Origin of the sequence: Sphaerisporangium krabiense (assembly GCF_014200435.1) — a bacterium.
Taxonomy (GTDB): domain Bacteria; phylum Actinomycetota; class Actinomycetes; order Streptosporangiales; family Streptosporangiaceae; genus Sphaerisporangium; species Sphaerisporangium krabiense.
Genome location: NZ_JACHBR010000001.1, coordinates 4,870,642 through 4,891,602, shown reverse-complemented (window position 1 = coordinate 4,891,602; position 20,961 = coordinate 4,870,642). Strand labels below are relative to the sequence as shown.

Annotated in this window: 16 protein-coding genes and 1 pseudogene; 10 read left to right on the top strand and 7 right to left on the bottom strand. The window is 73.8% G+C overall.

The features are described from left to right. Positions 1 to 25: 25 nt before the first annotated feature. Positions 26 to 658 carry a MerR family transcriptional regulator gene (locus BJ981_RS21575; protein WP_184613125.1) on the top strand — a complete coding sequence of 211 codons (633 nt, stop codon included), beginning with the start codon at positions 26 to 28 and terminating at the stop codon, positions 656 to 658. Positions 659 to 701: 43 nt separating this feature from the next. On the opposite strand, the gene BJ981_RS21570 is transcribed toward BJ981_RS21575, so the two are convergent. Next, the gene (locus BJ981_RS21570; RefSeq protein ID WP_184613123.1) at positions 702 to 1,991 is read right to left on the bottom strand and encodes an amidohydrolase family protein; all 1,290 of its coding nucleotides are present in this window, start codon (positions 1,989 to 1,991) and stop codon (positions 702 to 704) included. Positions 1,992 to 2,052: 61 nt separating this feature from the next. On the opposite strand from BJ981_RS21570, the gene BJ981_RS21565 reads away from it, so the two are divergent. The 4 genes from BJ981_RS21565 to BJ981_RS39280 all read left to right on the top strand — a co-directional run bounded on the left by BJ981_RS21565 (position 2,053) and on the right by BJ981_RS39280 (position 7,159). Further along, positions 2,053 to 2,598, top strand: a complete 546-nt coding sequence (locus BJ981_RS21565; RefSeq protein WP_204070038.1) for a MarR family winged helix-turn-helix transcriptional regulator — start codon at positions 2,053 to 2,055, stop codon at positions 2,596 to 2,598. Between the two features lie 102 nt (positions 2,599 to 2,700). Continuing rightward, complete coding sequence (locus BJ981_RS21560) at positions 2,701 to 3,843, top strand: serine hydrolase domain-containing protein (protein ID WP_184613122.1); 1,143 nt, start codon at positions 2,701 to 2,703, stop codon at positions 3,841 to 3,843. Positions 3,844 to 4,067: 224 nt separating this feature from the next. Beyond that, positions 4,068 to 6,665, top strand: a complete 2,598-nt coding sequence (locus tag BJ981_RS21555; RefSeq protein WP_184613120.1) for a protein kinase domain-containing protein — start codon at positions 4,068 to 4,070, stop codon at positions 6,663 to 6,665. Then, on the top strand, positions 6,662 to 7,159 hold the full coding sequence (locus tag BJ981_RS39280) for a VOC family protein (protein WP_311745632.1): 498 nt from the start codon (positions 6,662 to 6,664) through the stop codon (positions 7,157 to 7,159). The genes BJ981_RS21555 and BJ981_RS39280 overlap by 4 nt, the downstream gene beginning before the upstream one ends. Positions 7,160 to 7,218: 59 nt before the next feature. Here BJ981_RS39280 and BJ981_RS38340 read toward each other — a convergent pair. After that, a pseudogene (locus BJ981_RS38340) lies at positions 7,219 to 7,587 on the bottom strand (ATP-binding protein); the annotation flags it as partial. 334 nt (positions 7,588 to 7,921) lie between these two features. On the opposite strand from BJ981_RS38340, the gene BJ981_RS21545 reads away from it, so the two are divergent. Then, the gene (locus tag BJ981_RS21545; protein WP_184613118.1) at positions 7,922 to 9,484 is read left to right on the top strand and encodes an NsdA family TPR-like regulatory protein; all 1,563 of its coding nucleotides are present in this window, start codon (positions 7,922 to 7,924) and stop codon (positions 9,482 to 9,484) included. Between the two features lie 96 nt (positions 9,485 to 9,580). Here BJ981_RS21545 and BJ981_RS21540 read toward each other — a convergent pair whose 3' ends face one another. Further along, on the bottom strand, positions 9,581 to 11,350 hold the full coding sequence (locus BJ981_RS21540; RefSeq protein WP_184613115.1) for a phosphatidylglycerol lysyltransferase domain-containing protein: 1,770 nt from the start codon (positions 11,348 to 11,350) through the stop codon (positions 9,581 to 9,583). A 195-nt stretch (positions 11,351 to 11,545) separates the two neighbouring features. On the opposite strand from BJ981_RS21540, the gene BJ981_RS21535 reads away from it, so the two are divergent. The 4 genes from BJ981_RS21535 to BJ981_RS21520 all read left to right on the top strand — a co-directional run bounded on the left by BJ981_RS21535 (position 11,546) and on the right by BJ981_RS21520 (position 17,989). Further along, positions 11,546 to 12,739, top strand: a complete 1,194-nt coding sequence (locus BJ981_RS21535) for an alpha/beta hydrolase (RefSeq protein WP_184613113.1) — start codon at positions 11,546 to 11,548, stop codon at positions 12,737 to 12,739. A 332-nt stretch (positions 12,740 to 13,071) separates the two neighbouring features. Continuing rightward, the gene (locus BJ981_RS21530) at positions 13,072 to 13,776 is read left to right on the top strand and encodes a CHAP domain-containing protein (protein WP_184613111.1); all 705 of its coding nucleotides are present in this window, start codon (positions 13,072 to 13,074) and stop codon (positions 13,774 to 13,776) included. Between the two features lie 142 nt (positions 13,777 to 13,918). Next, positions 13,919 to 16,546 (top strand): ATP-binding protein, encoded by a 2,628-nt coding sequence (locus BJ981_RS39275; protein WP_184613109.1) that lies wholly within the window; start codon positions 13,919 to 13,921, stop codon positions 16,544 to 16,546. 102 nt (positions 16,547 to 16,648) lie between these two features. After that, complete coding sequence (locus BJ981_RS21520; RefSeq protein ID WP_184613107.1) at positions 16,649 to 17,989, top strand: alkyl sulfatase dimerization domain-containing protein; 1,341 nt, start codon at positions 16,649 to 16,651, stop codon at positions 17,987 to 17,989. On the opposite strand, the gene BJ981_RS21515 is transcribed toward BJ981_RS21520, so the two are convergent. The 4 genes from BJ981_RS21515 to BJ981_RS21500 form a co-directional block, all read right to left on the bottom strand. Continuing rightward, positions 17,971 to 18,795 carry an LLM class F420-dependent oxidoreductase gene (locus tag BJ981_RS21515; protein WP_184613105.1) on the bottom strand — a complete coding sequence of 275 codons (825 nt, stop codon included), beginning with the start codon at positions 18,793 to 18,795 and terminating at the stop codon, positions 17,971 to 17,973. The genes BJ981_RS21520 and BJ981_RS21515 overlap by 19 nt on opposite strands. 79 nt (positions 18,796 to 18,874) lie before the next feature. Next, positions 18,875 to 19,261: a DUF3037 domain-containing protein gene (locus BJ981_RS21510; RefSeq protein ID WP_184613103.1), complete on the bottom strand. Its 387-nt coding sequence runs from the start codon at positions 19,259 to 19,261 to the stop codon at positions 18,875 to 18,877. After that, a complete protein-coding gene (locus BJ981_RS21505) occupies positions 19,258 to 20,010 on the bottom strand; it encodes a HipA family kinase (RefSeq protein ID WP_184613101.1) in 753 nt (250 codons plus the stop codon). Before BJ981_RS21505 ends, BJ981_RS21510 begins: the two co-directional genes overlap by 4 nt. A gap of 71 nt (positions 20,011 to 20,081) precedes the next feature. Continuing rightward, the gene (locus BJ981_RS21500) at positions 20,082 to 20,924 is read right to left on the bottom strand and encodes a GNAT family N-acetyltransferase (RefSeq protein ID WP_184616297.1); all 843 of its coding nucleotides are present in this window, start codon (positions 20,922 to 20,924) and stop codon (positions 20,082 to 20,084) included. Positions 20,925 to 20,961 lie beyond the last annotated feature (37 nt).

Sequence of the window (20,961 nt, the reverse complement as noted above, 5' to 3'; positions counted from 1 at the left end):
ATCTAGAGGGGGTATCATCGGGGGCATGCGGATTTCCCAGCTCAGCGCGGTGTCGGGAGTGCCCATCCCCACGATCAAGTACTACCTGCGCGAGGGCCTGCTCCCCCAGGGCGAGCAGACGTCCGCCACCCGGGCGGAGTACGGCGACCGGCACCTGCGCAGGCTCCGGCTCATCCGGGCGCTGCTGGAGGTCGGGCGCCTGCCCGTCGCCACGATCAGCGAGATCATCGCGGCCGTCGAGGACGAGGACATGCCCCTCCACACGATGCTCGGCACCGCCCACTACGCGCTGGCCTCCCCCGCCGAGCACGCGCCGGGCGACCCCGAGCACGTCCGGGCCCGCGAGCGCGTGGACCGGCTCATCGACGCCCTCGGCTGGACCGTGCACCCCGAGGCGCCCACCCGCGAGGAGCTGGCGCAGGTGCTCGTCCGGCTCGACCAGCTCGGCATGCCCACCTCCGACGAGGGGCTGCGCGAGTACGCCGCCCTGACGATGCGGCTGGTGGCCGAGCACGAGATGGGCAAGATCCCCTTCCACGGCGCCCGGGAGACGGCGGTCGAGTCCCTGGTCGTCGGCACGGTCCTGTACGGCAAGGCGTTCGACGTGCTGCGAAGGCTGGCGCACGAGTCGGAGTCGGCGCGCATCCTGAGCACCTGAGCCGCGTGACGCGCCCGCGCCGCACGGCCCGCGGCCCCGCCGCTCAGCCCCCGGCGACGAGGTACCCCGCCGACTCGGTGAGGGCCGCCAGCAGCGCCGGCACGTCGTGGTGGCACAGCACGCCGTCGCGCTTGACCACCCGCCCGCCCACGATCACGGTGTCGACCGCGCTACGGTCGGCGGACAGCACCACCGCGCCGATCGGGTCGTGGACCGGGGCCATGCCGAGCGTGTCGGCGCGCAGCAGCACCAGGTCGGCCTGCTTGCCCGGCGTCAGCGACCCGGTCACCTCGCCGAGCCCGGCCACGCGCGCCCCCTCGATCGTCGCCATGCGCAGCACGTCCCCGGTGGTGAGGCCCATGCCGGCCCCCTCGGGCCGCGCCCGCTCCAGCGCGTAGGCCGCCCGCATCACCGAGAACATGTCGCCGGGCGCGCTCGCCACGGTGTCGGCGCCGAGCCCGGTGGGCACGCCGTTGGCGCGGGCGCGGCCGGTCGCGGGGTGGCCGATGCCGAGCCCGGCCTCCACGAACGGCGACACCGAGGCCGTGCCCCCGCTGTCGCCGATGCGCCGGAGCGCGTCGTCGGTGTAGAAGTTCGGGTGCACGAAGGTCGTGCGCGGGCCGAGCAGGTCGTTCTTCACCAGGAAGGCCAGGCCACGCTCGGCGCTCTCGGCGCCGTGCCCGCCCATGTGCACCGACAGCGGCAGGTCCAGGTCGCGGGCCAGCCGCCATTCGTGCAGGGCGAGCTCCTCGCCGGCGATCTCGGGGCCGAGCGCGGCCACCGCCATCGACAGCAGGCCGCCGGAGCGGTCGAAGTACCGCTCGCGGACGCGGCGCCCCTCGGCCGCGAGCCCCTGCGGGCCGCCGTCCCCGCCGTAGCAGTACCCGAACACCGCGCGGATCCCCGACCGCCGCAGCGCGTCCACGACGGCGTCGGTGTGCCCGGGCGTGAGCTGCACGTGCGACCAGTCCAGGAGCGTGGTCACGCCGCCGTCCAGGCACTCCAGCGCGCCGGCGAGGTTGCCGATGTAGGCGTCCTCGGGCCGGTAGCGGGGCGCCAGCTCGCCGAGCACGCGGCCCAGGTACTTGGCGAAGGTGACGTCGGGGGCCACCGAGCGGATGCCCGCCTGCCAGGTGTGCCGATGGGTGTCGACGAACCCGGGCATCACGATGCGGTCCATCGCGTCGATCACCTCGGCGCCGGGTACGTCCGGGAGCGAGGTCTCCACGGCCGCGATCACGCCGTCCTCGACGAGGACGTCACCACTGCGCACCACGGGGACGGGGTCTGGATCGATGAGGAGCCCATTACGGATCAAAAGCGACGTAGCCATAGCAGGAAAGTTAGCTCAAAAGCTTTTAGAAAAGCAATATGGGTGAAGGTACTCTTCTCGGGTGCGGCATGAAGGACACGACGCCCGGGACGAGGCCGGCGCCCCGCGCCAGGACGAGGTCGACGCCCTGGTGCCCGGCTGGGCGGCCGAGCTGCCCGCCTCGCTGGTGACCGTCCTGGAGCTGAGCAAGCGCGTCTCGCGCATCGGCGGGCTCCTGGAGCAGGCCACGCGCGCCGAGATGGCGGAGCTCGGCCTGACCTACGCCGAGTTCGACGTGCTCGCGGCGCTGCACCGCGCCGGCCCGCCGTACCGCCTCAAGCCCAGCGACCTGACGCGCTCGCTGTTCCTGACCTCCGGCGGCACCAGCAACGTCCTGCAGCGGCTGGCGCGCGCCGGATACGTCGACCGCGAGGCCGACGCCGGCGACGGCCGCAGCCGCTGGGTCCGCCTCACCGAGGAGGGCCGCCGCGTGGCCGCCACCGCGCTCGACGCCTCCGGCCGCGCGCACTCCGACGTCATGGCCGCCGTCCCGGAGGAGACCGTGCGCCGGGCGGCCGACGCGCTGCGCGAGGTCCTGCTCGTCATCGGACGGCGCCGCGTCCGCTGACCCCTCCGCGGCGCCGCTCGGCCGCCGCCGGGCCGGGCCGCGCTTGTTAGGCTGGGGCGGCGACGATCACTTCCCGGAGCGTCCTGGAACAGAGGTGCGCGCATGACGGCTCAGGGCCACTGCGACCCCCGGTTCGACCGGGTGCGCCGGGTCTTCGACGACAACTTCGCCCGTGGCGAGGAGCTCGGCGCCGCCTTCGCGGTCCACCTGCACGGGGAGCCGGTGGTCGACCTGTGGGACGGCGTCGCCGACCGGCACACCGGACGGCCCTGGGAGCGCGAGACGCCGGTGCTCACCTACTCCTGCACCAAGGCCGTCACGGCCACCGTGCTGCTGTGGCTCGCCGAACGCGGGCTGGTCGACCTGCGCGCGCCGGTGGCGAAGGTCTGGCCGGAGTTCGCCGCCCACGGCAAGGACGGGATCACGGTGGAGTGGCTGCTCACCCACGAGGCCGGTCTGCCCGTCGTCGAGCAGGACGTGCCCGTCGCGGAGTTCGAGGACCAGCCCGCCATCGCCGCCCGCCTGGCCGGCCAGTCCCCGCTGTGGACGCCGGGCGCCGCGCACGGATACCACGCGCTCACCTTCGGCTTCCTGACCGGCGAGGTGATCCGCCGCGTCGCGGGCGCGACCGCCGGCGAGATCGTGGCCCGCGAGATCGCCGGGCCGCGCGGGCTGGACCTGTGGCTCGGCGCGCCGGACGACGTCGCCGCCCGCGCGGCGCGCATGTCGGCGGGCGAGCCGGCGGGCGGAATCGGCGCTTCGGCCGGCTTCCCCGGCCACTCCAAGGACGGCCTGATGACCCGGGCCCTCGGCAACCCCAACCCCAACAAGCTCAAGGGCGGCGGCAACCACCCGGTCATCATGCGGGCCGGGTGGCCCGCCATGGGCATGGTCGCCACGGCCCGCGGCCTCGCCGGGTTCTACCGCGACCTGGTCGCGGGCGAGATCGTCGCACGCGAGACCCTGGAGTACGGGACGCGGGTCCGCGTGTCGGGGCCCGACCGCGTCATGCTCGTCGACAGCGCCTACGGCCTGGGCTTCATGCGCCCGTCGATGTACTTCCTCACCCCGCGCAAGGGGGCGGAGACGGCGTTCGGCCACACCGGGCTCGGCGGGGCCCTCGGCCTCGGCGACCCCCGGCGCGGGCTCGCGATGGCGTACACGATGAACCGGATGATGACCACCGGCCCGGGCGCGCTGCGCGCGTACCGCCTGGCCTCGGCCGTCTACGACTGCCTCTCCTGACCCCGTCCGCACCCCCGGCGGGGGGAGTGGTCTACCGCGCTCCCGGGGTGGCCGGGGCCGCGCCACCCACCCGAACATGGCTCTGACCTTGACGTATGCTTAACCGGCATACCTAGCGTAATCAAATCGTCACCGCAATGATCTACCAATCTCGTGACATTTGCCGTATCGGGTGAGACCTTCGTCTGGGGAGACGGGAGCATCACCACCTCTGAGGGGAATCGATGAACGCCTGGTCCGTTCCCGGTTATCGGGAAGAACGCGTTCTGGGCTCCGGCGGGAGCGGCCGGGTCGTTCTGGCCACCTACGACGAGACCGGCGCCCATGTGGCGATCAAATATCTGAGCGACGAGCTGAGGTCGGACCCGCGGTTCCTCGCCGCGTTCCGCGAAGAGGCCCGCACGATGGTCGAGATCGACGACCGCAACATCGTGCGCTTCTACGAGTACGTCGAGAGCCCCCTCGGCGCGGCGATCGTGATGGAGCTCGTGGACGGCGTGGCGCTGCGCAGGATCCTCCACGACCACGGATCCACGAGCCCGGAGGCCGCGCTGGTCGTGCTCAAGGGCTCCCTCGCCGGGCTCGCGGCGGCGCACGCCCAGGGCATCGTCCATCGTGACTACAAGCCCGAGAACGTCCTGGTCCAGGCCGACGGGTTCAGCAAGCTCGCCGACTTCGGCATCGCCACCCCGGCCGGGCAGCCCGGCACCCCGTCCGGCACGCCGTCGTACATGGCCCCCGAGCAGTGGAACGGCGCGCCCTCGAGCCCCGCGACCGACGTCTACGCCGCCACCTGCGTGTTCTTCGAGTGCCTCACCGGCAGGCGGCCCTACCGCGCCGACCACCCGGCCGCCCTGCGCCACCAGCACCAGTCGGCGCCCATCCCCGCCGACGCCGTGCCGAGCTCGGTGCGCTCGCTGGTCGCCCGCGGCATGGCCAAGAACCCGGCCGACCGGCCCACCACCGCGCGCGCGTTCGTCGGCGAGCTGGAGAGCGCGGCGGTCGCCGCGTACGGGCAGGACTGGGAGGAGCGGGGCCGCCGCCACCTGGCGGAGCTGGCCGCGCTGCTGGCGCTGTTCTTCCCGCTGGCGGAGCCGGGCGCGCAGGCCGGGTCCAGCAACGCCGCCTCCTCGCTGGGACGTCCACGCGGCCGCGCGCGGGTGCGGCACCTGCCGCGCGTGCTGATCGGCGCGGGCATCCTCGCGGTCGGCGTCGTGATCGCGGTGCTGGCCGCCAACCGCCACGACACTCCCGTGCGGGGCGTCTCGCTGATCGAGCCGACCGCCGGGGCGGAGCAGCCGGGCAGCCCTCCGGCGGCGGCCACGCCCACCCCCTCGGACTCCGGCGCCGATCCCGCGGTCACGGGGACGCCGAAGTCCTCCTCCGCCATCCCGCCGCACACCTCCGCCCCGGACACCCCGCCGCCCCCTCCGACGGGCAAGTCCTCCCCCACGCCCGGCACGAGCACCAAGCCGTCCCCGACGCACAAGCCGACCCCCACCCCGACACCCACCCCCAAGCCCCCGGCGACGCCCACCCCAACGCCCACCCCGACCCCCACGCCCACCCGGCTGTCGGTGAGCGACCTCGGCGTCTCCTTCGACGGGCTGGCGGCCACCGTGCGGGTGCGCACCACCACCACGGAGAACGTCACCCTGACCGCGCGGTTCACCGAGGGGACCTCGGCCGCCGGCCTCGGCCGCGCCGGCACCCGCGCGCTCACCCTCGCCGCCCCCGCCGTCACCCGCACGGTCACCCTCTCCGGCGCCACCTCCTACAGCCGGACGCTGGACGGCGGCTTCGAGACCCCGGCCTGCGGCACCACCGTCGTGCGCCGCGTCACGGTCTCCACCGCGCCCAAGGCCGCGGGCGGGACCGAGACCAGGACGGTCACCGTGAAGGGCGAGCCGTGCCCGCCGCCGACGGTCGACGACCTGGCCTTGGAGTGGAACGGCGGCACCGCCGAGGTGTCGCTGCGCACGAGCGGGCCCGGAGCCGTGAGCCTCGCGGCCGAGTTCACCCGCAGGGAGGGCGAGGGCGCGGCCAAGGTGGTCGACCGGGCCTCGCGCACGTTCTCCGGCGACACCTCCTACCGCGCCTCGCTGCGCGGGAGCCTCGGCGAGGTCGCGTGCGGCAAGGTCGCCTACTTCGGCGTGCGGGTCGCCACGCGGCCGGCCGCCGCCAACGGCGCCCAGACCAAGGAGGTCAGGGTCGCCGGGTCCAAGTGCGCGCCGCCGGCCGTGTCGATCCTCGGCTTCGACGGGCGCGCGGTGACGGTCAGGGTCAAGAGCTCGACCCCTGACTCGGTCGCGCTGTCGGCGACGTTCACCCAGACGCTGAGCGGCGGCGAGGGCGGGGACAGCCACACGGTCACGCGCCAGGCGACGCTGAGCGGCGACACCGCCTACGAGCGCACCTACACCGCTCGGTTCTCCACCCCCGAGTGCGGCTACCTGGACACCCGCAAGGTCACGGTGACCGTCAGCTCCGACCTCGGCTCGGCGAGCGACAGCGCGCGGTGGTCGGACCGGGGCGAGCCGTGCGAGCAGCCGAGCCCGGAGCCGGACGACGAGCCCAGCGACGAGCCCTCCGACGAGCCGAGCGGCGAGCGCCCGAACGAGCCGGGACGCGCGCCCTCGGCCCAGCCGACCGGCGAGCAGCCCAGCAAGCAGAAGCACACACCCTCGGCCCGGCCCACCGGCGAGCGGCCGGGCAAGCAGAAGCACACGCCCGCGAGCCGGCCGACCGGCGAGCGGCCGGGCGAGCAGGAACGCGCGGCGCCCTCACCCGGGCACGACCGGCGTCCGCACGACGCCAGGTGAACCGGGGGGCCGGTGGCCGGCCCCGTGTCGTGGGGGTCCGCCCGCCGGGCGGATCCCCTAGACGCCCCCCTGAAGCGGGTGCGCGCCGGGCCGTCGCGCGGGTACGGTCGAGAAGACGATCTACCCCCGTGGAGGCCAGCGTGAGCGCGCACGCCCAGAAGCTCGGCAACGTCCTGATCCCGGTCACCGACCTGGACGAGGCGGTGGCGTTCTACTCGCGGACGCTGGGCCTGGCGGTGAAGTTCCGCGACGGCGACCGCTTCGCCGCGCTGGACGGCGGCGGGGTGACCGTCGCGCTCGCCGCGGGCGGCGAGCAGGTCGCGGGCGCGGTGACGGCGCCCTCGTACAAGGTCGGCGACGTGCCGGAGGCGGTGCGCGACCTGACGGCGGCGGGCGCGGAGCTGGTCTCGGGGCCGGAGACCGGGCCGCACGAGGTCAGGGCCGTGCTGCGCGACCCGTCGGGCAACGTGTTCGTGCTGTACTCCTCCCTCTGACGGTCCCTCTGCGGGCGCGGCGCGACCGGGTCCGGCGCGGCGCGGGCGAACCAGATCGTCTTGCCGGCCCCGCCGGGCAGCGGATCGACGCCCCAGCTGTCGGTGAGGGCGTCCACGATGCGCAGGCCGCGCCCGTGCTCCAGGTCGGCGGCGGCGGCCAGCAGCCGGGGCCGTCCCGGGCCGAGGTCGGTGACGGCGCCGACGAGCGCGCCGTGCGCGCGCCGGAGCGTCAGGTGGATCGGGGGCTCGCCGTGGATGAGGGCGTTCGCCAGTAATTCGGTGACCACGACCACCATGTCGTCGGTCAGGTCGCGCAGGCCCCACTCGGCGAGCGTCACGCGGACCAGCGCGCGGCACGCGGCCGTGGCGCGGGGGTCGGCGGGCAGCTCCCAGCGGGCCTCACGGGGGCGGGTTGGGATGCGGGTCATCACGAATCTCCCTCGCCTTTCGCGTTCAGGGGCGTCGTCTTCGTGACGGCACCGCCCGCGGGTCAGGCGGAACCGGGTAACGGGGCGGACCTTCACCTTCCGGTGGGCGGTGTCCGCGTCAACAGGCGTTCAGACGGGGTGCGTCTGTAGCCGGGAGCCCGGAAACGCGGGCGTGGGCCGTTTCCGGTGGCGGAAACCGGCGCTGTGGCCGCCGATTCCTGACAACCGTGCGTAACGGAAAGCAGGCTTTGGCTACTCTCGGTGTCGGCGATACGCATCCACGGGGGCCGGGGGGTTCGCGATGCCACGTAAGCCACGCAGTCTCAAAGAAGAGATGGACCGCCTGACCACCGATTTACGGGAACGTGGGGCGACGTGGGTGGAGATCGCCCAGGAGTACCGGCGCCGCTACCGGCTCAACGCGCGGCAGGCGTTCCGCGAGGCCCATCGGCTCACCCAGGAGCGCGTGGTGGAGCAGTGGAAGTCCCTCTGGCCCTCCGAGCCGTTCAGCGTCCGCAAGCTGGGCTCGTGGGAGGCGTGGCCCGCGGTCACGGGCAACGAGCCTCCGGTGGCCGGGCTCAACCGCCTCGCCCGCATCTACGGGTGCCGGGCCTGCGATCTGGTGGACGGCGAGGACCACACGGGCTCCGACCCGAACGCGAATGTGCCCCGCAGGCGGGATATCCCTGCGGTATCGCCCATATTTACCCTCACTTTCAGCGACATAGCGGACATCCTGCCGACGCAATCCTTCCCCGGACCCGCCTCGCCGGGTGAGCCGCGTGACCGGGAGTTCGAGCAGCTCGTCCACGCCTTCACGGATTGGGCAACGCAGATGAATCGACGTGACGTTCTCGCCCTCATCGGGGCCGCGGCGACCTCCGCCTACGCCTCGCCTCTGTTCGACCGGCTCGACATCGAGGAGGCGCGGCGCGTCACGATGGCGGTCACCGATCCGAGCCGCGTGGACGACGCCACGGTCGAGCACATCGAGGCCGTGCTGCGGCGGTGCATGCGCCAGGAGGACCTGCTCGGCCCGCAGGCCACCGTGGCCACGGTCCTCGCCCAGCAGACCCTGGTGATGTCCCTGCTGTCGGCGGGGGTGGCCGACCACATGCGCGCCAAGGTCCTGTCCCTGCTGGCCGACGTCCGCCGCTGCACGGGCTGGATGCTGTTCAACCTCAACGACTTCCGCGGCGCCGACCACTACTACGCGCAGGCCCGCGACGCGGCGCACCAGGCCGACGACGACGCCATGTGCGGCATGGTGCTGGCCAACTGGAGCCAGCTCGCCACCTGGCGGGGCGACCCGCGCCTCGGCGTCGAGCACGCGCTCGGCGCCCTCGCCTGGGGGCGGCGCGCGGGCAGCAAGCTGCTCACCGCCTACGCCTGCGACGTCGGGGCGCGGGCGTACGCGGCGGTGGTCAGGCGGTCGGCCAAGGCCGAGCGCCGCAAGGACCACACCCGCTGCTTCCGCTCGGTGGACCAGGCCGAGCGCGAGCTGCACGGCGCCGACGCCGGAGATCCGGGGGCGCGTCTGGTCCCCTTCTACGGCCAGGGCCAGTACCTGTCCACCAAGACCGGCTGCCTGCTGGACACCGGCGACCCCGTCAAGGCGCTGGAGGTCGCGGCGGGCGCGGCGGCCGGCATCGACCCGACCTTCGTCCGCAACGTCGCCTACATCCGCCTGAAGACCGCGCAGGCGCACCTCGACCTGCGCGACATCGAGCAGGCGTGCGAGGAGCTCGGCCAGGCCGCGGGGCTGGCGCGGCGCAACACCTCACCCCGGCTGGCGCGGTCGGTCGTGGAGACCCGCGAGAAGCTCGGCCCATGGCAGCGCACGCGCAGCGTCGCGGCGCTGGACGAACGCCTGCACGCCGCGCGGCTCATCGCCTGAATCCGCCAGATTTCCGAGACGGATGGTTCGCTATCTTCCGGGATAATGCACGGAAACGCCGGAATGGGCCGACGGCAACTCCGAAATAGCCGTTGATCACGTCATTTCCCGCCCTTCATCCGTTAACGGACCTATGGGCCAGTAACCCCGATGGGATGTCTTTCCCGGCGGCGTGGATCCCGTGCCGCGACGCCATGGCGGCACGGGCCTGCCGACCGTGAGAAACGCCTCGGCCTGCAACGCCGCGAGCCCGATCCGGGGCAGGTCGCGCGCCGTCGGGTACAAAAGGAATCTCGGCTCCCAGGACGGCTGGAACTTGGCGTTGAACCGGTACAGCGACTCGATCTGGAACCAGCGCGACAGGAACAGCAGAATGCCGCGCCAGGCGCGCAGCACCGGCCCGGCGCCGAGCCGTTCCCCCCGCGCCAGCGCAGAGCGGAACATGGCGAAGTTCAGCGAGACGCGGGTGACGCCGAGGAGCGGGGCGGCCTGCAACGTCTTCGCGATGAGGAACTCGTTGAGCCCGGGGTCGGCGTCCCGGTCGCGGCGCATGAGGTCGAGCGAGATGCCACCCGCGCCCCAGGGCACGAAGTGCAGCATCGCCCGGATCGCGTCGCCGTGCGGACCGGCCCGGCCCGCCTTGTGCGCGGTGACGATGACGCAGTCGCCGTCCGACGGGTCGCCGAGACGGCCGAGGGCCATGGAGAAGCCGCGCTCGGTCTCGGCGCCCCGCCAGGACTCGGCCGCCGCGCGGACGCGCCGCGCGTCGTGCGCGCACAGGTCGCGGGCCCGCCGCACCCGGCAGGTGTAGCCCGCGCGCTCGGTGCGGTTGACCATCTGGCGGACGTTGCGCATGGCGCGGCCCTCCAGCGTGAAGCGGGCGGCCTCGACGACGGCCTCGTCGCCGATCTCCAGCGCCGACAGGCCCGCCTCGCGCGTCCAGACCTCGCCGCCGGTCTCGCTGCAGCCGATGACCGCGGGCACCCAGGCGTGCCGTCCGACCTCCTCCATGAAGCGCCTGATGGCCCCCGGCCACGCCTCCACGTCGCCGATGGGATCGCCGCTGGCCAGCGCGACGCCCGCGACCACGCGGTAGGCGACGACCGCCTTGCCGCTCGGGGAGAAGATCGCGCTCTTGTCGCGCCGCAGCGCGAAGTACCCGAGGGAGTCCTGCGCGCCGTGCCGGTCGAGCAGCGCGCGCAGGCGGCGTTCGTCCTCGCCGCTCAGCGCGGACACCGGGCGTTCCGGGCGCAGGGCCAGGTAGAGCGTGGTGACGGCGGTCAGCGCGCCGAGCCCGGCCAGCGAGAAGTAGACCAGGTCGGCCGTGCGGTCCAGCGAGTAGCGCACCGAGCCCTCCATGCCGACCAGGCCGAGCAGGACGTGCCGGAGCCGCTCCCCCGGGGACGGGTCGCCGACGAGGGTGGAGGGGTGCACGTTGACGATCACCCAGCCGACGGCCAGGTCGAGGGAGCCGAGGGCCAGGAAGGCGCCGAGCGCCCGCCAGCGTGACCTGGGGTCGGACAGGGCGTGGAACTCCCGCCGGTCGACCAGGAGCACGACGAACAGGACCAGGCCGATCACCGCCGTGGCGGAGTGCCTCCAGCGCAGCGCCTCGACCATCGCGCCGAGGGGCAGCAGCACGACCACGGCGCGCCAGGCGCGCGCCTTGCGGCGGCGCAGCGCGTGGGCGAGCATCACGAGCAGAACGCCGACCAGCAGGGACGCGGCGGCGGCCAGGGTGGTGACCGTGCCGGGCAGCACGGCCGCGATGACGCCGACCCGGCTGCGCCGGAAATGCGGGAACACGCCGCGAATGATGTCGATTATCCCGACGAACAGCACCGCATATCCAGCCGCGGACGGCATCCACGTACGAGACACCATAAATCGCGGAAGGCGTGTCCGGCCCTTCACATCAGGACACACTAGAGGGTGCGGTCCGTGCTTCGGGCGTCCGAGAAGTGATACATCCTTAACCTGGCCCTATATCGCCTCAGCCACTTTTGCTGGCACTACCATAAAATACGCCGTGGAGTGAGACCAAGACCGGGAGACGTTACATTGGGACTCACCTCGATAAAGCTGGAGCTTCTGGTGGGCCTGCTCGCCGTGGTGGGGCTCGTGGCCTCGGTGTGGTGGATATGGCCGCGGCTGAGCGCGCGCACCTGGCCGGCGGTCGCCGGGCGGCTGGTCGTCCTGGTGGGAAACCAGATGCTGACCTTGGCCACGCTCGGGCTCGTGCTGAATAACTATTTCGGCTTTTATGGCACTTGGGAGGATCTGCTCGGTACCGGCGGCGGGCAGACCTCCGCCCCGATCGTGGCCGACCCGGCGGCACCCGGCGCCCAGGCCCCCGCCCTGCGACCGGCCGGCGGCGTCCAGGTGATCGGCACCACCCACGTCCCCCTGGCCTCCGGCGGCAGGAGCGACGCCGGGGGCCGGCTCCAGGAGGTCGTCATCTCGGGCGCGACGTCCCGGCTCAGCTCGCCGGCGTTCGTGTACCTGCCGCCGCAGTACTTCGAGGAGAGGTACGCGAACACGCGCTTCCCGGTGATCGTCGCGCTGACCGGCTACCCCGGTGACGCGCGCAACCTGGTGACCCGCATGAACATGCCGTTCGTGGCCGCCAAGGCCATCGCGGGGAACGAGATGGCCCCCTCGATCATGGTGCTGATGCGCCCGACCGTCGCGCCGCCCCGCGACACCGAGTGCGTGGACGTGCCGCGCGGCCCCCAGGCCGAGACGTACTTCACCAAGGATCTGAAGGACGCGATGGCGAGCGGCTTCCGCGTGGGCACCGACGCCGCGAGCTGGGGCATCCTCGGCGCCTCCACGGGGGGTTACTGCGCGCTCAAGATCAGCATGCGCCACCCCGAGGCGTACTCCGCGGCCGTCTCGCTGTCGGGCTACCTGAGGCCGCCGATCGACGCCACCACGGGCGACCTGTTCGGCGGCAGCCGCAGGCTCATGCGCGAGAACGACATGATGTGGCGCCTGATCCACCTGCCGCACCCGCCGATCTCGGTGCTGCTCACCAGCAGCCAGAAGGGCGAGTCCAACTACAAGATGACGCTGGACTTCCTCGCCGCCGTCCGGCCGCCGATGCGGGCCTCGTCGCTGATCCTGCCGAGCGGGGGCCACAACTTCAACACCTGGAGCCGCGAGGTGCCGCAGGCCCTCCCCTGGCTGGCGCGGCAGCTCCGCACGCCGGCCCAGGACGTCCCCATCGAGCCCGCGCCGAGCCCGTCGTCGTGAGGCGCGGGCCGAGCGCCTGGAGCCCTGGGACGTGGCGAGATCGGGGATCATGCCGCCGATGGGCGACGAGCCTCCCGAACACCGTTCTACTTTGACCGGTTTAGTAAGCTTTGGGTAAAGAAATCCCATTCCATGCATGACCCGCGCGAGACCGGCACGGAGCCGGAAACCCCTGCGCCACCGAGCCTCCCGGCCCAGAAAACGATCTTCCTGACCGGTGGACACCAGGACTTGGCCGTCTTTTGACCTGCGCTTTTCCTGGCTAACGTCCTGCCTCACACCCAGTCCGGCGTGCCCCGGCGCCGGTAGGCACAGGAAGGTCCCTCGCTTCCATGACGTCCGAACCGTCCTCCGAGCTGTCCTCGGAACTGAAGAACATGATCAGCCTGCTCAAGTCCCAGCTGGGCTACGGCGAGCAGGGCGGCGGCTACACCAAGTACGGAGACTGGTACGGCAAGACCGTCGAGTTCGACTCCGACTACTCGGCCCAGCCCTGGTGCGACATGCTCCTGTCCTGGGCGGCGCACCGGCTCGGCTACGACAAGTGGTTCGGCCAGTTCGCCTACACCCCGAACCACGCCCAGTGGTTCGTCGACCACGACGCCTGGGGCGACACCCCCGAGGTCGGCGCCGTGGTGTTCTACGACTGGAGCGGCTCGGGCACCGTGGACGGCATCGACCACGTGGGCATGGTCGTCGCCGTGGACGGCGGCACCATCCGCACCATCGAGGGCAACGTCGACGGCGGGCACGTCCGCGAGAAGACCCGCGAGCAGACCTACGTCGTCGGCTACGGCTACCCCGAGAAGGTCAAGCTCGCCATGGACGCGAGCGCCAAGACATCGCCGACCTCCCTCACCGGCACCGCCTCGGTGACGCTCGCCGCGGCCGAGACCCCCCTCACCGCGACGACCTCCGCCGGCCTGGCCGGAGTACTGCTCCCCGTACTGCTGGCCGTCCTCGTCCTCGCCGCCCTGCTCGGCACCGTCCGGCACTCCGTACGGCGCCCCCGCGCGGAGCGGCCGACCGCCGGGTGAGACTTCGGGGCGGCCCGCGTCATCCACGGCCGTCTCCCGCGCGAATGGCTTCACGAGCCGATCGCGCGAAAATGGTGACGATGACCATACCCACCCGGCAGCCCCCCGGCGCCCGCCCCCACGCCCCGCCCCGCGGTGAGAGGTGACCGAACACCTCGCCGGCAGGAGCGAGATCCTGCGCCGCTTCGAGGCCGCGCTGCGCGTCCCGCCCGTGACGCTGCTCGTCCACGGCGAGGCCGGCATCGGCAAGACGCACCTGCTGGCGGAGACCCGCGAGATGGCCAGGTCCATCGGGCTGCGGGTGCTGCACGGGCAGGCCCGCGACTTCGGCAGCGGCCTCGCCTACGCCGCCCTCACCGAGGCCCTCGGCCCGCTCCAGGACGACCCGGTCGCGCGCGAGCCGCTGGCCAGGCTCATGGAGGCCATCGACCAGGCCGCGCTCGGCGTCCTCGGCGCCGCGCCCGCCGTGCACACCGCCAACCTGCTGCGCCGCCTGCCGGGCCGCACGCTGCTCGCCATCGACGACCTGCACCTGGCCGACGCCGACACCATCGGCGTGCTGTCGGTGCTCCCCCGGCGCGTCCCCGGCCTCGTGGTGGCCGGCACCGCCCGGCGGCTGCCCGCGATGGACGCCGACGTCGTCGCCGGGCTGCGCCCCCTGGCGCCGGAGGAGGTCGCCGAGGTGGTGACCGGCCTGCTCGGCCGCGCCCCGAGCGCCTCGCTCGTGCGGCACGTCCACGAGGAGAGCCGCGGCAACCCGTGGTTCGTCCGCGAGGCCGTGCTGACGCTCGTGCAGGGCGGCGCGGTGCAGTCGGCCTACCCGGGCCCGCGCCGGGGCGCGATCCTCGGCCGCCTCTTCCAGCGCGACCGCGGCGGGCGCGGGCTGGCCCGCGTGCTGGCCGCGCTGCGCCGCACCCGGCCCGCCCGCACGGCCGACCTGCCCGCCCTGGCGGAGATCGCCGGCCTGGACGCGGCCGAGGCGGAGCGCGCCTTCGACGGGCTGGTCGGGGACGGCCTGCTCGTGCCCGCCGACGACGACGCCTACGAGTTCGCCCACCCGCTGGTCGCCGAGGCCCTGTACGCCGACCTCGGCCCGGCCGAGCGCCGCCGGGTGCACGCCCGCATCGCCGGCCTGCTGCACCGCCAGGGCCTGGCCGGCGCGCGCAGCGTCCTGGAATGGGCCTCCCACCTCGCCGAGGGCGGCACGAGCGCCGAGGCCCTGCCCGCCATGCTGCGCGCCGCCGAGGCGACCCGCTGGACGGCGCCGCTCTCGGCCGGACACTGGTACGGCCGGGCGGCCGAGCTGGCCCCGGCGCACGAGCGCGGCGTCCTGCTGGCCCGCGAGGCGCTGTCGTACTGGAAGGGGTCGCGCCCGGTCGACGCGCTGCGGGCCGGCCGCCAGGCGCTCGCGGTGCTGGAGCCGGGACGCCGCCACACCCGGACCGCCCAGACGATGGTGAACGCCGCGCACTCCATGGGCCGGTACGAGCTGGCGGTGTCGATCGCGGCCGAGCACCTGCCGCACGCCGACCACCGGGCCGCGCTGCTCGCCCAGCAGGCGGTGGTGCGCACCCAGCTCGGCGAGGACTGCGGCGCGCTGGTCCGCGAGGCGTGGGCGGCGCTGCCCACCTGCCCGCCCGAGGACCTGGTCATCACGCTCAGCGCCCTGGCGGGCGACTCTCTGATCAAGGGCGACTGGGCCGAGGCCGAGCGCGCGCTGGGCGCCCTGCTGTCCGCGTCCGCGGCGCTGCCGCCCGGAGCCCGGCTGGCCGCGCTGGAGTCCGCGGCGCACATCATGGCCAGCGCCGGGCTCCGCACCCGCACGCTCGGCCTGCTCGCCGAGGCGGAGCAGATCTACCGGGGGCTCGGCTGGCACGACATCGCCGGACAGCACGTGCGCACGCTGGCCGTGGTGCGCAGGCTCGGCGGCGAGTGGGAGCGGGCGCTGCGCGACCTGCGCTCCGACGCCGTCGCGCTGACCGAGGCCGGGCTGCGCGAGAACGCGGCGCTGCTGCGCAACATCGAGCTGGACATCCTGCTCGACCAGGGGCGTTACGACGAGGCCGAGCCGCTGCTCGCCGGCCCGCCGCTCACCTGCGTCCTCCAGGTGTCGCTGCGCGCCCTGTTCGCCGCCAGGCGGGCGTTCGGCGTGGGCGACCGCGCGTCGGCGCTGCGGCTGGTGGACGAGGCCGTGCGCACCGGCCCTACCGACGTCGCCCACCGGGCGCTCGGCTTCCGCACCGCCATGCTCATCATCACAGGCGACGCCGACGGCGCCCGCGCCGCCGCGCTCGCGCTGGACGAGATGGCGCACGGCGGCACGCCGCGGGCCCGGCTGACGGCGCTGCTCGCCACCGCGGCCGCCTTCCAGGACGCCGAACGGGCCGGGGCCGCGCTGGAGACCGCGCGGGCCGACGGGCTGAAGTTCGAGGAGGCGCACGCCCGGCTGGTCCTCGGCGTCCTCGGGGACGCCCGCCAGCTCGTCCGCGCGCACGCCGTCTTCGGCGAGCTCGGCGCCGCGCCCTGGCGCGACCGCGCCGCCCACCGCCTGCGCGAGGCGGGCCTGGCCCCCGCGCCCTCGGCCGTGCTCACCACCGCGGAGCGCCGCGTGGCGGAGCTGGTCGCGGGCGGGCTGTCCAACCCGCGGATCGCCGAGGAGCTGCACTACAGCCGCAAGACCGTGGAGGTCTACCTGTCGCGCGTGTACGCCAAGACGGGGCTGCGCTCCCGCGTCGAGCTGGCGCTCGCCTACGAGCGCGGCGACATCTGACACGCGTCCCGCGCGGCGCGCGTGCGCCCGTGTCAGACGAGGGCGGGAGGTGTAGGGAACTCCCTACTGCGACGGCGCGGGGCTCCGGGCGAGGCTGGGCGCATGACGTCACCGATCCTCGACCACGCCGACAGCGTCTGGCGAGGGGCGGTGACGCCCGGAGAGGTGCCGCTGGGGGACCTGCGCTCGAGGGGGGCGCAGGAGGTCGCCGAGGGCGTGGTGATGTGGCCCGCCTTCGGCAACGTCTACGGCATCAGGGGCGATGGCGGCCTGGCTCTGTTCGACACCGGCAACGACGTGGACGCGCCGGCCATGCACGCGGCCATGCGGGCCTGGTCGGACGAGCCGGTCCGCTACGCGGTCTTCTCCCACGGTCACCTCGACCACGTCGCGGGCCTCGGCCCGTTCGAGGCGGAGGACGGCCCCCGGCCGGTCGTGATCGCGCACGAGGCCGTCACCCGCCGGTTCGCCCGCTACGCCAGGACCGCCGGCTACAACACGATGGTCAACCAGCGGCAGTACGGCTTCTCCCGGCTGACCTGGCCGGCCTCCTACCGGCAGCCCGACCTCACCTACCGCGACGAGATCAACGTCTCGCTGGGCGAGGTGACCTTCGAGATGCGGCACGCGCGCGGCGAGACCGACGACGCGACCTGGGCGTTCCTGCCCGAGCGCGGCGTGCTGCTGACCGGCGACCTGTTCGCCTGGGTGACGCCGAACGCGGGCAACCCGCAGAAGGCCCAGCGCTACCCGGACGAGTGGGCGGTCGCGCTGCGCGCGATGGCGGCCCTGGGCGCGGAGGTGCTGCTGCCCGGCCACGGCCTGCCCGTCGCCGGGGCCGCGCGGGTGCGCCAGGCGCTCACCGAGACGGCCGACTACCTGGACCACCTGGTCGAGCGCACCCTGGAGCTCATGAACGCCGGGGCGCGCCTGGACGAGATCGTCCACGCCGTGCGGCCTCCCGAGGCGCTGGCCCGCAGGCCGTTCCTGCGGCCCTACCACGACGAGCCGGAGTTCGTCGTGCGCAACGTCTGGCGGCTGTACGGCGGCTGGCACGACGGCAACCCCGCCCACCTCAAGCCCGCGCCCGACGAGGTGCTGGCCCGCGCGCTGGCGGACCTGGCCGGCGGCGCGCCCGCGCTCGCGGCCCGCGCGGCGACCGCCGCGGCGGAAGGGGACCCGCGGCTCGCCTGCCAGCTCGCCGAGCTGGCCGTGCAGGCCGGCCCCGGCGACCACAAGCTGCACGAGATCAGGGCCCGGGTCTACACGCTGCGCGCGCGGCAGGAGACCTCGATCATGGCGCGCGGCGTCTACACCTGGGCCGCCGCCGAGTCGCGCAGCGTGACCTCCGGCGAGGACCTGCTGGACGTGTACCAGGAGATCGCCGGGGGCCGGGTGTGGTGGGTGCCGGACCGGAACCGGGCTCAGAGCAGCGACGCGTAGGCGTCCAGGACGGGCAGCACGGCGTCGGCGGGACCGCTCGGCACGGAGCACACGACGTGGCCGACGCCGAGCCCGGCGAGGTGCTCCAGCTTGCCCCGGTCGGGGTCCACGCCGAAGGGGATGACCTCGATCGTCGCCGGGTCGCGCCCGGCCCTCTCCGCCGCCTCGCGCAGCGCGGGCAGCGCGTCCCTGAGCCCGCCGCCGCCCAGGGGCAGCCACCCGTCGGCGTACTCGGCGATGTGCGCGAACATCTTCGGCCCCGCGCCGCCGCCGAGGTACACCGGGGGCACGCGCGCGGGCTTGGGCCACGACCACGACGGCTCGAACGCGACGTGCTCGCCCGCGAACCCCGCGGCCTCCTCGGTCCACAGCCCCTTCATCGCCAGGACGTGCTCGCGGACGACCTCGCGGCGCCGGTCGTAGGGCACGTGGTGGGTCTCCATCTCCTCGGCGTTCCACCCGAAGCCGACGCCGAGCGCGAACCGGCCGCCGGACAGCAGGTCGAGCGTGGCCACGGCCTTGGCCGTGGCGATGGGGTCGCGCTGGGCGAGGAGCATGATGCCGGTGCCGACGGTGAGGCGCTCGGTCACGGCGGCGGCGTAGGACAGGGCGACCAGCGGGTCGAGGGTGCGCTTGTACATCTCGGGCAGCGGCTGCCCCGAGGGGTGCGGCGTCCGGCGCGAGACGGGGATATGGGTGTGCTCGGGAACCCACAGCGAGACGAGGCCGCGTTCCTCGGCCGCGCGGGCCAGATCGGTGATCGGCATGGACCTGTCGGTGGCGAACATGGTGACGCCGAGCCGCATGAGGCCGTTCCTCTCCTTCACGGGCCGTGGCGCGCCGCGCCGGGCCAGGCGATGGGCCGGGGACGGATCTTCGGCCAGCTTAGGGCCTGCGCACCAGACGGTCCATCAGGCCCTCCAGCGCGGCGGCGGGGTCGCGGGTGAGCCCGGCGTGCACGGGGCCGGCCTGCACGATCGTGCTGCGCGGCGCGGTCAGCCACCGGAACCTGCTGCCCAGGGACTGGGCGCGCAACGACTCGGACTCCCCCGCGCAGGCCCGCTCGTAGGCCAGCAGCGCCAGGCGGACCTGCGCGGCGTCGGCGTCCTCGTCGATGGCGCGCAGCCGCGGCTCGTCCAGCTCGGTGCGCGCGCACAGGTAGTCGCGGGGCTGGCAGTACAGGATCACCCCGGCGTTGATCAGCTCGCCGCGCACCAGGCAGGGCACCACCCGGATCACCGCGTACTCGTAGACCTCGGGCGCGCCGCTCATCGCGCGACCTCCGGCAGCCAGGCGCGCGGGCCGTGGGCACGGGCGAGAAGGTGCTCGATGTAGGCGTCACGCACGGCCGCGGGGCCGGCGAAGCCGGGCTCGTCCTCCAGCCACTCGTCGGGGACGAGCGCGGTCACCTCGCGCAGCACGTCCTCGGTGACCAGGCCCGGCAGCTCGGCGTCGGCCTCCTCGATGCGCTCGGCGTACGGCGCCATGATGTGGTCGCGGGCGTCGAAGGGACGCTGCGGGTCGGCGGTGCGCCAGTTGTGGTGGAACCACAGCGCCGCGCCGTGGTCGATCAGCCAGGTGTCACCGTGCCAGACCAGCAGGTTGGGGTTACGCCAGCTCCGGTCCACGTTGTGGATCAGCGCGTCGAACCACAGCAGCCGGGAGGCGAAGGCACGGTCGGGCGACCAGGCCAGGGGGTCGAAGCCGAGCGCGCCGGGCAGGAAGTCGACGCCGAGGTTGTGGCCCTCGCTGGCCTTGAGCAGTTCCTGGATCTCCGGGTCGGGCTCACGCGCGCCGATCCGCGGGTCCAGGTCCACGATCCGGAGGTCGGGGGTGCGCAGGCCGAACCGCCGCGCCAGCTCCGCGCAGATGATCTCGGCGACGAGCACCCGCCGCCCCTGGCCGGCGCCGCGGAACTTCACGACGTAGGTGCCGAGATCGTCCGCCTCGACGACGCCCGGCAGCGACCCGCCCTCCCGCAGCGGGGTCACGTACCGCGTCGCGGTCACCAGTTCGAGCACCCGCCAAGAGTACCGGCGCCGCGGAACCCGCGCGGTGGCGGCGAACCCCCGGCAGAACCAGCCAGCAGAGGTCAGAAGAGGACGGACATGAAGGTGTCCACCTCTTTGAAGCCCACCCTGCGGTACGCGGCCCGCGCGGCCACGTTGAAGTCGTTGACGTACAGCGACACCACGGGCGCGAAGTGCCGCAGCGTCTGCTCCACGACCGCGGCCATGCCCGCCACGGCGTGCCCCCGGCCGCGCCGGTCCGGGTGGACCCACACGCCCTGGATCTGGCAGACCTGCGGCGTCACCGCCCCCACCTCGGCCTTGAAGACGACGAGACCGTCCTCGATGCGGGCGAAGGAGCGGCCGATGCGGATCAGCTCGGCCACCCGCGAGCGGTACAGCGCGCCGCCGTCCCCGAGGTCGGGTGAGATGCCGACCTCCTCGGTGAACATCGCCACGCACGCGGGAAGCAGCGTGGCGAACTCCTCGGGGCGCACCTGGCGGACGAGCGGATCGGGCGGCACCGGCGACGGCGCGGAGGTGGCCATGACCGGCTGGGCCCAGCGGATCGCCCGCGCGGGCCCCCAGTACGGCTCCAGGCGCTCCCAGATCTTCTCGACGGCGTCCGCGGGACCCACGATCGACGAGCACCGGCGGCCCTGCCTGCGCGCGCGGTCGGCGAACGCCTGGACGGCTTCGGGACCGGCGTTGACCGGGACCAGGTTGGCCCCCGAGTAGCAGAGGGCGGTCATCCCGCCACGGGGGCCGAAGCCCCACATCTGCCCGCCGAGGCGCGCCGGGCTGAGCCCGACGGACCGTACCCGGGAGGCGACGAAGACGTTGGCCACCGGATCGGCGTCGAGGATCGTGAGCACCTCGTCGCGGTCCTGGTCGTCGAGCACGCGCGACGCCGATGTTCGCAGCATCACGGGCTTAGCCTACGCGACCGGGCCGATTTTGGAA